Source organism: Achromobacter sp. KK8 (assembly GCF_054188005.1).
In genome coordinates this window covers 5,401,613-5,415,430 of sequence record NZ_CM135178.1, presented here as the reverse complement: position 1 = coordinate 5,415,430, position 13,818 = coordinate 5,401,613, and the positions used below count along the sequence as shown (strand labels likewise).

The following is a 13,818-nucleotide window of genomic DNA, read 5'->3' as shown; positions in this document are numbered from 1 at the left end:
CGGGCGCCAGATGCCCGATGACGGCGCGGCGCCGCCATCGGGACACAGCTCAGGCCGCCACGCGCGGCAGTTCGATGCGCACGCTCAGGCCATGCGGCGCGACATTGCGCGCCGAGATCCGGCCCTTGTGCGCCGCGACGGCGGCGCGCGCAATGCTCAGGCCCAGGCCGGCGCCGCCGGCAGGCGCGCCAGCGGCCGGGGCGCCCTGGTAGAACGGTTCGAACAGATACGCCAGTTCCTTTTCCGGAACGCCGGGGCCGTTGTCCTCGATTTCCAGGCAGGCCTCGCCGGCGTCCACCAGCAGGCGCGCCTGGATCGCGCCGCCCGCCGGGGCGAAGCGCAGGGCGTTGCGCAGCACGTTTTCGATGGCGCTGGCCAGGCTGTCGCGGTCGGCCGCGATGCGCAGCGGCGCCGGGCGGTGCCAGGCGATGGCAATGCGGCGTTCGCCGGCCTCGAAGCGCGCGTCCTGCACCACCTCGTCGACCACCTCGGCCAGGTCCAAGGGCGTGGTGGGCTGGGGCAGGGCGCCCATGCGGGCCAGCCGCAAGGTGCTGCCCACCAGCGTATCCAGCCGTTCGCATTCCCGTTCGATGCGGTCCAGCTGCAGGTCCTGGCGTTCGTCCTTGCGGCGCGCCAGTTCGACGCCCAGGCGCATCCGCGCCAGCGGCGAGCGCAATTCATGGGCGATGTTGCGCAGCAGCTGCTCGCGCGTATCGACCAGCGCCTGCAGGCGGCCTGCCATGGCGTCGAAGTCGCGCGCCAGCAGGCCCAGTTCGTCCTTGCGCAGCGGCAGCGCCGCCGGCGTGCGGGTATCCAGCCGGCCGGCGGCCAGCGAGCGGGCCGCGCCCCGCAGTTGCTCCAGCGGCGCGGCCACGTGGCGGGTCAGGGCCCAGCAGAAGGGCGCCGTGACCGCCAGCGCGAACAGCAGCAGCCCCAGCGTGACCGGCGTCAGGCCCAGCACCTCCCAGTGCGAGGAGTCGAACGGCAGGAACAGCATCAGCAGTTCGCTGTGATCCGGCAATACCAGCAACTGTGGATCCCACCACGATACGCGCAGCGCGTCCGGGTCGGCGGGCACGTCGATGGCGGCGATCAGGCCGTGATCGGGCGAGGCGCGGAAGGCGGCCAGCCAATCGTCCAGGCGGGTCGGCAGGCGCCGTTCGAGGATGTCGCGGTCCTGCGTGTCGACGATGTAGATCTTGAGCGCCGAATAGCGCGCGTCCATGGCCCCGACCCAGCGCCGCAGGCCCTCGGCGCCTTCACGGCGCGCGATCTGGGCGGCATCGCGCGTCAGGTTGCCGGGGTTCAGGCCGTCGAGCGAATCGACGCGGTACCAGGCGACCGCCGCGGTCAGCATCATGCCGCAGACCATGATGACGGCCATCGCGCCCCAGAAGGTCAGGAAGGCGCGCCAGAAGAGGGAGCGGACCGGCAGCCAACGCATCAGGCCGCGCCGGCCAGCACGTAGCCCAGTCCGCGCAGGTTGCGGATGGCGGGGGCGTCGCCGGCCTGGTCCAGCTGCAGCTTCCTGCGCAGGCTGCTGATGTGGGTGTCGATGCTGCGGTCGTAGCGGTCGGCGGCGCGGCCCAGCGCATACAGACTGATCTGCTCGCGCGGCACCACCTGGCCCGGGGTGCGCATCAGGACTTCGAGGATGCGTTGCTCGGCGCCGGTCAGCAGGACTTCCTGGGCGCCCAGGCGGGCGCGGCCGCTGGCGGCATCCAGCGACAGCGCGCCCACGCTCAGTTCGGGCGGGGCAGGTTCGGGTTTTTCCTCGAAGCGGCGCAGCACCGCGCCGATGCGGGCCTTGAGCTCACGCGGGCCGAAGGGCTTGGTCAGGTAGTCGTCGGCGCCCAGTTCGAGTCCCAGCACCCGATCGGTTTCGCCGCCGTGGGCGGTGAACATGATGACGGGACGGCGCGAATGGCGGCGCAGATGGCGCAGCAGATCGAGGCCGTTGCCGTCGGGAAGCATCAGGTCGAGCAGCACCAGATCGAAGCATTCCTGCATTGCAAGCGGCAGACCTTGGGCGCTGTTATGCGCCAGCGTCAGTTCGATGTGGGTGGGCTCTAGGTACTCGCGCAGCATCAATGCCAGGTCGACGTCGTCGTCGATCAACAGGATGCGGCGCGTTGCCATGGGGGTGGGTATGGACATGCGCTTGGGTTCTGTTGCCACGGCAGCATAGCGGGTCGCCGGTGGCCGAAGTGTCAAGAAGTGCGAAGAAAGTAAAAGTTGCGGAAAGCGTGTTGCAGCTCACGGATGGGCTCAATTCTAATATGAGAATAGTTTTCATTAAAAATTGAAGCGGAACGGGGCTGCGCGTGGGGCGCGGTGCCGTCCGGGACGGGAGAGTCTGAAATCATGAGCAGCAACGATCTGGCCGCGCGCCGCGCATTCGGCCCGCGTACCCGCCTGGCTGTCGCCCTGTGCGCCACCGGCCTTGCCACCGGTCATCCGGCCTGGGCGCAATCGGCCGCGTCGGCCGACCCCAAGACGCTGGATACCGTGGTGGTCACGGCCAGCGGCTACGAGCAGCAGATCCAGGACGCGCCGGCCTCGATCAGCGTGATCACGCGCCAGGATCTGGAAAAGAAGTTCTACCGCGACGTCACCGACGCGCTGGTCGAAGTGCCGGGCGTGGTGGTCACGGGCGGCGGCGACCGGCAGGACATCAGCCTGCGCGGCATGGGCCCGAAGTACACGCTGATCCTGATCGACGGCAAGCGCCAGAATTCGCGCGAAACCCGCACCAACTCCGACTCCAGCGGCGTCGAAGGCGGCTGGACGCCGCCGATCTCCGCCATCGAGCGCATCGAGGTGGTGCGCGGGCCGATGTCGTCGCTGTATGGTTCCGACGCCATGGGCGGGGTGATCAACATCATCACCCGCAAGGTGCCCAACGAGTGGGGCGGTGAAATCCGCATGGACACCACCATCCAGGAAAGCAGCAAGTCCGGCGACATCTACCAGGGCAACTTCTACCTGGCGGGCCCGATCAAGAACGACCTGCTGGGCCTGCAGATCTACGGCCAGGCGACCCAGCGCGACGAAGACAGGATCATCGACGGCTACCGCAAGCGCAATGCCACCAACATCACGGCCAAGCTGGCGCTCACGCCCAACCGCGATCACGACATCGTGCTGGAAGCCACTTCCAGCCGCCAGAAGTACGAGAACACGCTGGGCAAGACCGTCGCGCCGCTGGCTCCCGGCGTGGCGTGCCCGCGCAACGGCTGCCCGGCCTCGTCGGAAACCGATTACCGCAGCAACAAGTGGGCGTTGTCGCATACCGGCCGCTGGGGTTGGGCCGTGTCCGACAGCTACGTGCAGCAGGAAGAGTTCGACAACCGCTCGCGCCAGATGAAGATCAAGAACCTGGACCTGCAGACCAGCTGGACGCTGCCGCTCGGTTCGCACATGCTGACGCTGGGCGGCACCTACCTGACGCAGCGCCTGACCGACCAGACCGGCAACCAATTGGCCGGCGGCCCCAGCAAGGTGGAACGCTACCAGTGGGCGCTGTTCGCCGAGGACGAATGGCGCCTGGCCGAGAGCTTCGCGCTGACCGGCGGCCTGCGCATGGACCAGGACGAGAACTTCGGCAGCCATTTCAGTCCGCGCCTGTACGGCGTGTGGCACATGGCCGAACGCTGGACCCTGAAGGGCGGCGTGTCCACCGGTTTCCGCGCGCCCGACCTGCGCCAGACCGTGGCCGGCTGGGGGCAGGTCAGCCGCGGCGGCAACATGTACGGCAACCCCGACCTGACGCCCGAGAAGTCGGTGACCCAGGAACTCGGCCTGCTGTATGACGACGGCGAGGGCTTCAATGCCGGCCTGACCCTGTTCAACAACAACTTCAAGGACAAGATCACCCGCGTCGCCTGCCCGCTGTCGCAGTGCACCGATGGCCCAAACCAGTTCGGCTCCAACCCCACCACCTACATGAACGTGGACAAGGCGGTGTCGCGCGGCGTCGAGGCCAACCTGAAGCTGCCGCTGGGCCGCGACTGGTCGCTGACCAGCAGCTACACCTTCACCAAGTCGGAACAGAAGTCCGGCCAGTACCAGGGCCAGCCGCTGAACCAGCTGCCCAAGCACCTGTTCACCACCACGGTCAACTGGCAGGCTTCCGACGCGCTCGAAGCGTGGGCGCGCCTGAACTACCGCGGCAAGGAAAGCCAGCCGATCACCGGCCCGTCCTCGTCGTCGCTGGTGGCGCCGTCGTACACCTTCGTCGACCTGGGCGGCTCGTACGCCGTGAACAAGAAGGTGTCGGTCTACGCCGGCATCTACAACCTGTTCGACAAGCAGGTCGGCTACGACGACTACGGCTACGTCGAGGACGGCCGCCGCTATTGGCTGGGCGTGGGCGTGAAGTTCTGAGCCCGCGCGCAACACCAGGGAACCGCCGCCGCCAGGCGGCTTTCCCGCTACATAAAGAGGCAAGCATGACGATGAATCAAGCACAAGCAGGACGCGCCGGCCGCTGGCTGGCGCGCGCCACCGCGGTCCTGGCCCTGGGCGCGGCCAGCGCTTTGAGCGTGGCCCAGACCATGCCGGTCAAGCATGCGCGCGGGGAGACCGCCGTGCCGTCCAACCCGGCCAAGACCGTGGTGCTGGACCTGGCGGTGCTCGACACGCTGCATGCGCTGGGTGTCGACGTGACCGGCGTGCCCAGCGCCGCCAAGCTGCCGCCGCAGCTGGCGCAGTATGCCGACAAGCGCTACCTGAAGGTCGGCAGCATGTTCGAGCCCAACTACGAAGTGATCCACGCGGCCCAGCCGCAGGTCATCTTCGTGGCCGGGCGCTCGGCGCCCAAGTACGACGAGCTGGCCAAGCTGGCGCCCACGGTCGACCTGACGGTCAACGCCAAGGACCTGGTCGGCAGCGTCACGCGCAACACGGAAACCCTGGCCGCCATCTACGGCAAGCAGGCCGTGGCCAAGGAAAAGCTCGACGCCCTGCGCGCCTCGATCGCGGCGCTGCATGGCCAGGCGGCCAAGGCCGGCAGCGCGCTGATCGTGCTGACCACCGGCGGCAAGATGAGCGCCTACGGCCCCGGCTCGCGTTTCGGCGTGATCCACGACGCCTTCGGCTTTGCGCCGGCCGCCAAGGACCTGAACGTGTCGAACCACGGCCAGGCGATCTCGTTCGAGTTCATCGCCCAGACCGATCCCGACTGGCTGTTCGTGATCGATCGCGACGCCGCCATCGGCCGCGAAGGCACTTCGGCCCAGCGCATGCTGGACAACGACCTGATCCGTCCGACCAAGGCCTGGAAGCAGCAGCGCGTGGTCTACCTGAACGGCTACAACTGGTACCTGCTGGGCAGTGCCGGCCTGAGCGCCATGCAGCAGAACGTGGACGATATCGCCCGCGCGCTGTCTGCCGCCAAGCCCGCGGTCAAGTAAGCGCAAGGCGGGCATGACGGAGTCGAAGTGGCGGTTGTGAGGGCAGGCGGGGCGATCACCGGTTGGGCCGGACTGGCGGCATTGCTGCTGTTGCTGCTGCTGTTGTGCGCGGCCAGCATCGGCCTGGGCGCGGGGTCGTTCTCGTTCGCCGCGCTGGCCGGCGGGCCTGACGCCGAACGCGCCTGGCGCCTGCTGCTGGTGAGCCGCGTGCCGCGCACGCTGGCGCTGCTGCTGGCCGGCATGGCGCTGGCGGTGGCGGGGCTGATCATGCAGATGCTGGTGCGCAACCGCTACGTCGAGCCGACCACGGCCGGCACCGTCGAATCGGCCACGCTCGGCATCCTGGTCGTGACCCTGCTGGCGCCGGACACGCCGGTGATCGGCAAGATGCTGACGGCCACCGGCTTCGCGCTGGCGGGCTCGCTGCTGTTCCTGGCGCTGTTGCGGCGCGTGCCGCTGCGCACGCCGTTCATCGTGCCGCTGATCGGCCTGATCCTGGGCGGCGTGATCCACGCCGTCACCACTTTCGTCGCCTACCGCTACGACCTGCTGCAGTCGCTGCACGCCTGGACCACCGGCGATTTTTCCGGGGTGCTGCGCGGCCGCTACGAACTGCTGTGGATCGGCTTCGGCCTGGCGGCCGCGGCCTACCTGGCGGCGGATCGCTACACCGTGGCGGGCATGGGGCGCGAGTTCGCCGCCAATCTCGGCCTGAACCATGCGCGCCTGACGCTGGTGGGCCTGCTCATCGTGTCGGCGATTTCCGCGGTGGTGGTGGTCACGGCCGGCGGCATTCCCTTTCTGGGGTTGATCGTGCCGAACGCCGTCAGCCTGGTGCTGGGCGACAACATGCGCCGCTCGATTCCCTGGGTGGCGATGCTGGGCGGCGTGTTCGTGCTGACCTGCGACATCATCGGCCGGCTGGTGATCCATCCCTACGAGGTGCCGCTGGGCACGGTGGTGGGCGTGGTCGGCAGCATCCTGTTCCTGTGCCTGCTGCGTAGCCGGGGAGCGCGCCGTGGCTGAGTTCATCGCGCGCGCCGTGCCGCTGCGTTCGCCCCAGGCGTGGCGCCTGGCGCTGCTGGCCGTGGCCGCGCTGTCGTGCATCGTCGGCTTCATGGCGTTGGGCGCGAACGGCCAGTGGGCCTTCGTGCTGCCGTTTCGCGGCGCCAAGCTGGTGGCGATGCTGCTGGTGGCGTACGCGGTGGCGGTGTCGTCGGTGCTGTTCCAGACCGTCACGCACAACCGCATCCTGACGCCGGCCATCATGGGTTTTGACGCGCTTTACCTGCTGATCCAGTCGGTGGTGGTGTTCGGCTTCGGCCAGGCGGCGGGCGCGGTCAACCATCCGGTGGCGGCCTTCGTGCTGGAAGTGTGCGCGATGACGGCGTTCGCCTGCCTGCTGTTCCGCTGGCTGTTCACCGACGCCGTGCGCAGCCTGCATTTGATGATGCTGGTGGGCATCATCTTCGGGCTGCTGTTTCGCAGCCTGTCCAGCTTCGTGGTGCGACTGATCGATCCGAACGAATTCCTGGTGCTGCAGGACCGCCTGTTCGCCAACTTCAATTCGGTGCGCACCGAACTGCTGCCGATCGCGCTGGCGGCGGTGGCCGCCGCCACGCTGCTGGTATGGCGCATGCGGCGCCGCTATGACGTACTGGCGCTGGGCCGCGAGATCGCGCTGAACCTGGGCGTGGACTACCGCCGCACCCTGCTGCTGACGCTGGCCGCCATCGCCGTGCTGGTGTCGGTGTCCACCGCGCTGGTGGGGCCGGTGACGTTCTTCGGCCTGCTGGTGAGCAACCTGGCCTATCAGGCGATGGGGTCGGACCGGCATCGCCACACCGTGCCCGCCGCGGTGCTGCTCAGCGTGATCTTCCTGGTCGGCGGGCAGACGCTGCTGGAGCGGGTGCTGCAACTGAGCACCACGGTCAGCGTGGTCATCGAATTCGTGGGCGGAGTGATGTTCCTGGCCCTGATCTTGCGCAGGGGACGCCAATGATCGATATCCAACAAGTCAGCAAGCAGTACGGCGACAGCGTGGTCGTGGACCAGGTCTCGCTGGCCTTGCCGGCCGGCGGCGTGACCGCCATCATCGGCCCCAACGGCGCCGGCAAGTCGACGCTGCTGTCGATGATCAGCCGCCTGCTGCCGATGTCCGCCGGCCGCATCCAGGTGGACGGCCTGGACGTGACGCGCAGCGACAGCCGTGAATTGGCGCGGCGCCTGGCCATCCTGCGGCAGGACAACCACCTGCCGCTGCGCCTGACGGTGCGCGACCTGGTGGCGTTCGGCCGCTATCCGCATTCCGGCGGCCGGCTGACGCTGGACGACAAGGCGCATATCGACCGGGCCATCGCCTATCTGGACCTGGAACTGCTGGCCGGCCGCTACCTGGACGAGATGTCCGGCGGCCAGCGCCAGCGCGCATTCGTGGCAATGGTGCTGTGCCAGGACACGCGCTACGTGCTGCTGGACGAGCCGCTCAACAGTCTGGATATGAAGCACGCCGTGGCCATGATGGGCACGCTGCGCCGCGCCGCCGACGAGCTGGGCAAGACGGTGGTGCTGGTGCTGCACGACATCAACTTCGCCTCCAGCTATGCGGACCGCATCGTGGCGATGAAGGCGGGCAGGGTGGCGCACTGCGGCACGCCCGCCGAATTGATCCGCCCCGAAGTGCTGGGCGCCTTGTATGAATTGCCGATAGACGTGCACGAGATCGACGGCAAGCGCATCTGCGTGTATTACCGCTGAAAGCCGCCATGACGCGGGCGCGATTCGCGCGCCCGCGTCGACTGCGATGCGTTGCCTTCAACGCGTCACTTTCACTGCGTCAACATCAACGCGCGAGTCTCAACGCGTCAGGTCCACCGCGTAGCGCGACAGCTGCGTCGTCGCGTCCGGCGTCGGGTCGTACACCGACACATTGGTGACGCCATGCGCCGTGGCCAGCGCCAGCGTGTTCGGCACCGACGCGAACACCACCGGGCCGGCCAATGCCGCCACGGGCTTGAAGCCCCAGCTGCGCGCCAGGCCGTAGGTGGCCAGGTCCAGGTTGGGGTGCTTCTTGATGTAGCTGATCAGCACGTCGCGGCTGGCGTCGGGCGCCTGCAGCACGATGTCGCCCTTGCCGCCGGCCAGTCCCGGGAAGTCGCCGCCGCCGCTGGCGCGGTAGTTGTTGGTGACCACCAGGAATTGCGCCGCCGGATCCAGCGGCGCGCCCTGGTAGGTCAGCGCGGCGATGCGCGAGCCCTTGGGTTGCGTCACGTCGATCTGGTAGCGCAGGGCGTTGCCCTCGGCGTAGAGCACGTCGAAGTTGAAGGTCGGAAAGCCGGTGTCGATCAGGTCCTGCAGCGCGACCTGGGCCGGATCGATGCGCTTGAACTGTTCCGCCGTCTTCTCCAGCCACTGGCGCACGATGTCGCCGCTGACCCGCACCACCTGCAGGGTGTTCGGATACAGGTACAGGTCGGCCGCGTTGTTGATGGCGATGTTGCCTTGCGGCACGAAGGTGAAGTCGCCCGGGCCGTTGCGTCCGCCCTTGAACGGCGCGGCCGCCGACAGGATCGGCAGGCCGGCGTAGGCGGGGCTGTTGCGGGCGATGTAGTCCTTCAGGTAGTCGATCTGCGCCATGTTGACGATCTGCAGCGCCGACACGTCGCCGGCCAGCGCGTAGTAGGTGGCCATGTCGAACTGGCTCTGGCCGATCGGCGTCTTGACATAGGCGATGGTGGCGCTGTGCTCGGCCTGCACCAGTTGCTGCGCGGCGCTGTCGGGCGCGACGTAGGTGGCGGGCGTGCCGCCGTTCTGCGCGGTCAGGCGGGTCGGGATGCGCTGCACCTGGGTGGCGTTCTTCTGCACCTTCCAGCCCTGGTCGTAGGCCAGCTTCAGCGTGATCTGGCCGAGGTTGTTGCCCCATTGGCCGGCCTGCACCGCGGGCACGCCGTCGATCAGGCCCTTTTCGAGGTCGATGCCCGGCTGGCCGGCGAATTGCGACTTGGGATTGGTGTCGGGAAACAGCAGGTGCTGGTGGCCGGTGATCAGGGCGTCGATGCCCGCCACCTGGCTCAGGTAGCCCGCGCCGTTTTCCATGGACGGACTGTAGGGCGTGACCAGGTCGATGCCGCCATGCGCCAGCGCCACGACCAGGTCGGCGCCCGCCGCTTTCATTTCGGGCACATAGCGCGCGGCGGTTTCCTTCCAGCCGGCGACGGTCACGTGGCCTTCCAGGTTGGCCTTGTCCCACTGCATGATGGGCGGCGGCGCGAAACCGATCACGCCCACCTTGAGGGCGACGTCGAGCGCCTTGCCATCCGGGCCGGTTGCCTTGAAGGTGCGCGTCAGCAGCGTCCACGGCTTGAAGATCGGTTGTTGCGTGGCGGCCGCCACCACGTTGGCCGACACGAACGGAAAGCCCGGCGCGGCGCAATCCTTGGCGCCGGTCGGGTTGGTCTGCGCCGTGCCCTTGCCGATGCCCGGCAGGCCGAAGTCCACGTTGGTGACCTGCGACAGATAGGGCAGGCCATAGTTGAATTCGTGGTTGCCCAGGGTGGCCGCGTCATAGGCCAGCAGCTTCATCTGCTTGTAGATCGCCAGCATGTCCGAGCACTGCACCGGCGCCACCAGCGCCTGGTAGTCCGACAGGGCGGTGCCCTGGATGGTGTCGCCGTTGTCGAACAGCAAGGTATTGGCGTGCTGCTTGCGGGCGTTGCCGATCAGGGTGGCGGTGCGGTCGACGCCGTAGCTCTTGTCCTCGGCCAGCTTGTAATAGTCGTAACCCAGCACGTTGGCGTGCAGGTCCGTGGTGGCCAGGATGGCCAGGTCGAGCGTGGCGCCCCGGGGCACCGACGCTGGCGGCGCGTCGTCGTCATCGTCATCGCTGCCGCCACAGGCGGACAGGCTGGCCAGCAGCAGGGCGCTGGCCGACAGTGCAAAGATCTTTCGGAGGGGCTGCTTCACCGTCGTTCCTTTCGTGTCGGGGGAACGCAAAATTCTGGGGACGGGTTATGACCCGCTGGTGACATGCGGATCGCCGGCAACGCCGCGCACGCGTTGCATGGGCAAGCTTAAAAACATCTGAATTGGACGCGCGTCTCATTTATCGTCGTCTCAAGGCAACGGAACGATAAAAGCATTGCGACTGATTCTCGTTGTCAAGAGAATGGCGAATCCTTCCATTTCAAACGACTTCGATACCCGCTGGCCATGCACGTCCTTCGTCCCCTCTCCGCCGCCTTGCTCGTCCTGGGCCCGCTGGCCCCCCTGGCCGCCCAGGCCCAGGCGGCTGCGCCCACCGCCACCTTGCCCGCCGTCAGCGTCGTCGGCACCGATGACACCGCGCAAAGCTACAACCCGCCGGCGTCCACCAGCGCCACCAAGATCGACGCGCCGCTGCGCGACATTCCGCAGACGGTGAACGTGGTGCCGGCGCAGGTGCTGCGCGACCAGCACGCCATGTCGGTGCAGGACGCGCTCAAGAACGTGCCCGGGGTCAGCTTCTCGACCGGCGACGGCCAGCGCGACCAGGTCTCGATCCGCGGCTTCACCGCCATCGCCGACCAGTTCGTCGACGGCTTCCGCGACGACGCGCTGTACTTCCGCGACCTGTCCAACGTCGAGCGCATCGACGTCATCAAGGGCCCGGCGGCGGTGCTGTATGGCCGCGGTTCGTCCGGCGGCCTGATCAACCGCGTGACCAAGAAGCCGGGCGAAGACATTTCGCAGGTCGGCCTGAGCTACGGTTCGTGGAACGACCGCCGGCTCGACCTGGACCTGGGCCGGGCCAACGAAAGCGGCAGCATGGCCTGGCGCCTGACCGGCGCGGTGGAGAAGGGCGACAGCTATCGCGACAAGCAATTCATCGACCGCAAGGCGATCGCGCCGTCGGCCCAGTTCAAGCTGGGTGAGAACACCACCTTCCTGCTGCAGACCGAGTTCCTGGAAGACCGCCGCCTGACCGACTTCGGCATCCCGGCCTACCATGGCCGTCCGGTCGATGTGGACCCGTCGACCTATTACGGCGCCGAGAACGCGCGCGACACCGACTACACCCAGACCCGGGTGCAGTCCTATGCCGCCACGCTGACGCACCGCTTCAACGACAACTGGTCGCTGCGCAACGCCACGCGCTACTACCACTACACGCTCAACCGCAACAACACGCTGCCGGGTTCGGTCAACGAAGCCGCGCGAACCGTGTCGCTGACCCACGGCAACGTGCTGCGCGACGAGCACGGCTGGACCAACCAGACCGAACTGATGCAGCGCGCCCAGTGGGGCTCGGTGCGCCACGACATGCTGTACGGCATCGAGGTGGGCCAGCAGAACAAGGACCTGCTGAACTGGTCGGCCGCCAATGTCGCGGTGGTCGACCTGTTCGACCCGCGCCTGCCGACCTTGCAGCGCCAGGTGAGCGGCGCGCCGGGTTCCGACAGCCTGGGCCGCTTCAACACCCTGGGCCTGTACGTGCAGGACATGATGTCGCTGGGCGAGCACTGGAAGGTGCTGGCTGGGGTGCGCCACGACCGCTTCGAGCAGGAAACCGAGGACCGCCGCAGCGGCCGCAACCTGTCGCGCACCGACTCCAACTTCAGCCCGCGCCTGGGGCTGGTGTTCCAGCCCGACAGCGTGCAGTCGTACTACGTGTCGTGGAGCCGTTCCTACCAGCCCTCGGGCGAGACCTTCGCGCTGGCGGCCAACAACGTCGACCTGGCGCCGGAGAAGACCACCAACTACGAAGTCGGCGCCAAGTACGATTTCCTGGATGGCAAGCTCTCGACCACGGTGTCGGTGTTCCGCCTGGAGCGCACCGACATCAAGGTCACCAATCCGGTGACCAACACGCTGGTGCCGGTGGGCACGCAGCGCACCGACGGCGCCGAATGGACCCTGTCGGGCGACCTGTCCAACGGCTGGCGCGCGATGCTGGGCTATGCCTACCTGGATGCGCGCGTGACGCAGTCGGTGGCGCGCGACGCTGGCAAGGACGTGCAAGGCAAGCGCGCCACGCTGACGCCGCGCCATGCCGGCAACGTCTGGATCACCAAGGACCTGGGCGAGGGCTTCGGCGTCGGCGCCGGCTTGAACCTGGTGGGCGCGCGCTTCGCCAATCCGGGCAACACCGTCAAGTTGCCCGGCTACGTCACGGCGGATGCCGCCGCGTGGTGGCGCCAGGGGCCGTATTCGGTGCAGTTGAACGTCTACAACCTGTTCGACGCCGGCTACATCGTGTCGGCGCACGGCAGCAGCCCCAACCTGAACATGCCCGGCGCGCCGCGCAACGCCATGCTGAGCCTGCAGTACCGCATGTAGAGGCAAGCGTCCGCGCGCCGGTCCGGCGCGCGCAGGGCGGATCAGCGCAGCGGCGATTCCGCCGTCAGGCTGTCCGTTTCCAGCGCCGCCAGCGCGTCCAGGAAGCGCCACGCGAACGAACCCGGGCCTTCGGCCAGCGCGCCGGCGCGGCGGCCGGCGATGCCGAAGCAGGACAGCGCCGCCACCGCCGCCGTGTAGGCGTCATCGCGCGCCACCGCCGCGAAGGCGCCGACCACCGCCGTCAGTGCGCACCCCGTGGCGGTGACCCGCGGCATCAATGGCGAACCGCCGGTCACGCGCACCTCGCGCCGGCCGTCCGTGACGAAATCGACTTCGCCCGTCACCGCCACCACCGTGCCGCACGCCCGCGCCAGTTCGCGCGCGGCCGCTTCGGCCAGTTGCACCGGATCGCGCGCGTCCACGCCCTTGCTGGCGCTCTGGCCGCCGGCCAGGGCGATGATCTCCGATGCGTTGCCACGGATCACCGTGGGCCGCAGGTCCAGCAGGCGCCGCACCGCGTCGCGCCGGAAGCCGGTGGCGTGATGCGCCACCGGATCCAGCACCCAGGGCGTGCCGGCCTTGGCCGCCGCGGCGGCCGTCAGTAGCATGCTGTCCAGCCAGGGGGATGAGAGCGTGCCGATGTTGATCACCACCGCGCCGCTGATGGCGGCAAATTCGGGCGCTTCCTCGGCCGCGTGCACCATGGCCGGCGACGCGCCGATCGCCAGCAGCGTATTGGCCGCGGTATTCATCGACACGAAGTTGGTCAGGCATTGCACCAGCGGCGCGTCGCGGCGCACGGCCGCGTACAGGTCGCGCGAGGCGAGCGCCAGCTGGGACAGGGTGGGGGCGTTGGAGGCCATGCCGCAGGTCCTTGCAAGGGGACAACGGGCGGGGCGGGGCGTCATGGCGCGGCATTGCGGGCCGGCGGGTTGCGCACCTTCCCTACGCCAGCATTGTCTGGATCAGGTTCGACGGGTCTCTCGCGCCGCGCGCCGCGCGCGGGGCGCGGCCGCCATCGGAATCTCAGCTTCTTGCCGAAGCTCCCCGGGTGGATGGGGCTATGTTCGAAGGAGGGAGGGGGGCTTGT

The 13,818-nt window shown here is 68.3% G+C and carries 10 protein-coding genes and 1 riboswitch; of the genes, 6 read left to right on the top strand and 4 right to left on the bottom strand.

Translation table 11 applies throughout. From position 1 onward, the window contains the following. Nucleotides 1-49: 49 nt before the first annotated feature. Nucleotides 50-1,444: a sensor histidine kinase gene (locus ACVN9Z_RS24900; RefSeq protein ID WP_038503894.1), complete on the bottom strand. Its 1,395-nt coding sequence runs from the start codon at nt 1,442-1,444 to the stop codon at nt 50-52. After that, on the bottom strand, nt 1,444-2,139 hold the full coding sequence (locus ACVN9Z_RS24895; RefSeq protein ID WP_020928301.1) for a response regulator transcription factor: 696 nt from the start codon (nt 2,137-2,139) through the stop codon (nt 1,444-1,446). The genes ACVN9Z_RS24900 and ACVN9Z_RS24895 overlap by 1 nt, the downstream gene beginning before the upstream one ends. Before the next feature lie 225 nt (nt 2,140-2,364). On the opposite strand from ACVN9Z_RS24895, the gene ACVN9Z_RS24890 reads away from it, so the two are divergent. The 5 genes from ACVN9Z_RS24890 to ACVN9Z_RS24870 all read left to right on the top strand — a co-directional run bounded on the left by ACVN9Z_RS24890 (nt 2,365) and on the right by ACVN9Z_RS24870 (nt 8,171). After that, the gene (locus tag ACVN9Z_RS24890; protein ID WP_020928300.1) at nt 2,365-4,386 is read left to right on the top strand and encodes a ligand-gated channel protein; all 2,022 of its coding nucleotides are present in this window, start codon (nt 2,365-2,367) and stop codon (nt 4,384-4,386) included. 65 nt (nt 4,387-4,451) lie between these two features. Beyond that, the gene (locus ACVN9Z_RS24885) at nt 4,452-5,414 is read left to right on the top strand and encodes a siderophore ABC transporter substrate-binding protein (RefSeq protein WP_054471787.1); all 963 of its coding nucleotides are present in this window, start codon (nt 4,452-4,454) and stop codon (nt 5,412-5,414) included. A gap of 36 nt (nt 5,415-5,450) precedes the next feature. Beyond that, the gene (locus tag ACVN9Z_RS24880) at nt 5,451-6,440 is read left to right on the top strand and encodes an ABC transporter permease (protein WP_458213524.1); all 990 of its coding nucleotides are present in this window, start codon (nt 5,451-5,453) and stop codon (nt 6,438-6,440) included. Then, nucleotides 6,433-7,416: an iron chelate uptake ABC transporter family permease subunit gene (locus ACVN9Z_RS24875; RefSeq protein ID WP_172965842.1), complete on the top strand. Its 984-nt coding sequence runs from the start codon at nt 6,433-6,435 to the stop codon at nt 7,414-7,416. Before ACVN9Z_RS24880 ends, ACVN9Z_RS24875 begins: the two co-directional genes overlap by 8 nt. Beyond that, nucleotides 7,413-8,171, top strand: a complete 759-nt coding sequence (locus ACVN9Z_RS24870; RefSeq protein WP_458212779.1) for an iron ABC transporter ATP-binding protein — start codon at nt 7,413-7,415, stop codon at nt 8,169-8,171. Before ACVN9Z_RS24875 ends, ACVN9Z_RS24870 begins: the two co-directional genes overlap by 4 nt. A 99-nt stretch (nt 8,172-8,270) precedes the next feature. Here ACVN9Z_RS24870 and ACVN9Z_RS24865 read toward each other — a convergent pair whose 3' ends face one another. After that, nucleotides 8,271-10,376, bottom strand: coding sequence for a 5'-nucleotidase C-terminal domain-containing protein (locus ACVN9Z_RS24865; RefSeq protein WP_458212778.1), 2,106 nt, complete (start codon nt 10,374-10,376; stop codon nt 8,271-8,273). 246 nt (nt 10,377-10,622) lie between these two features. On the opposite strand from ACVN9Z_RS24865, the gene ACVN9Z_RS24860 reads away from it, so the two are divergent. Continuing rightward, complete coding sequence (locus tag ACVN9Z_RS24860) at nt 10,623-12,728, top strand: TonB-dependent receptor (protein ID WP_054443668.1); 2,106 nt, start codon at nt 10,623-10,625, stop codon at nt 12,726-12,728. A gap of 41 nt (nt 12,729-12,769) precedes the next feature. On the opposite strand, the gene thiM is transcribed toward ACVN9Z_RS24860, so the two are convergent. Then, complete coding sequence (gene thiM, locus ACVN9Z_RS24855; protein ID WP_054443667.1) at nt 12,770-13,591, bottom strand: hydroxyethylthiazole kinase; 822 nt, start codon at nt 13,589-13,591, stop codon at nt 12,770-12,772. Between the two features lie 61 nt (nt 13,592-13,652). After that, a riboswitch (TPP riboswitch) is annotated at nt 13,653-13,788 on the bottom strand. Nucleotides 13,789-13,818: the final 30 nt, after the last annotated feature.

What these genes read in the sequence shown, in the direction of transcription:
- ACVN9Z_RS24885 (WP_054471787.1), top strand. Translation starts at nt 4,452, where the DNA reads ATGACGATGAATCAAGCACAAGCAGGACGCGCCGGCCGCTGGCTGGCG.
- ACVN9Z_RS24900 (WP_038503894.1), bottom strand. Translation starts at nt 1,444, where the DNA reads ATGCGTTGGCTGCCGGTCCGCTCCCTCTTCTGGCGCGCCTTCCTGACC.
- ACVN9Z_RS24895 (WP_020928301.1), bottom strand. Translation starts at nt 2,139, where the DNA reads ATGGCAACGCGCCGCATCCTGTTGATCGACGACGACGTCGACCTGGCA.
- thiM (WP_054443667.1), bottom strand. Translation starts at nt 13,591, where the DNA reads ATGGCCTCCAACGCCCCCACCCTGTCCCAGCTGGCGCTCGCCTCGCGC.
- ACVN9Z_RS24860 (WP_054443668.1), top strand. Translation starts at nt 10,623, where the DNA reads ATGCACGTCCTTCGTCCCCTCTCCGCCGCCTTGCTCGTCCTGGGCCCG.
- ACVN9Z_RS24890 (WP_020928300.1), top strand. Translation starts at nt 2,365, where the DNA reads ATGAGCAGCAACGATCTGGCCGCGCGCCGCGCATTCGGCCCGCGTACC.
- ACVN9Z_RS24870 (WP_458212779.1), top strand. Translation starts at nt 7,413, where the DNA reads ATGATCGATATCCAACAAGTCAGCAAGCAGTACGGCGACAGCGTGGTC.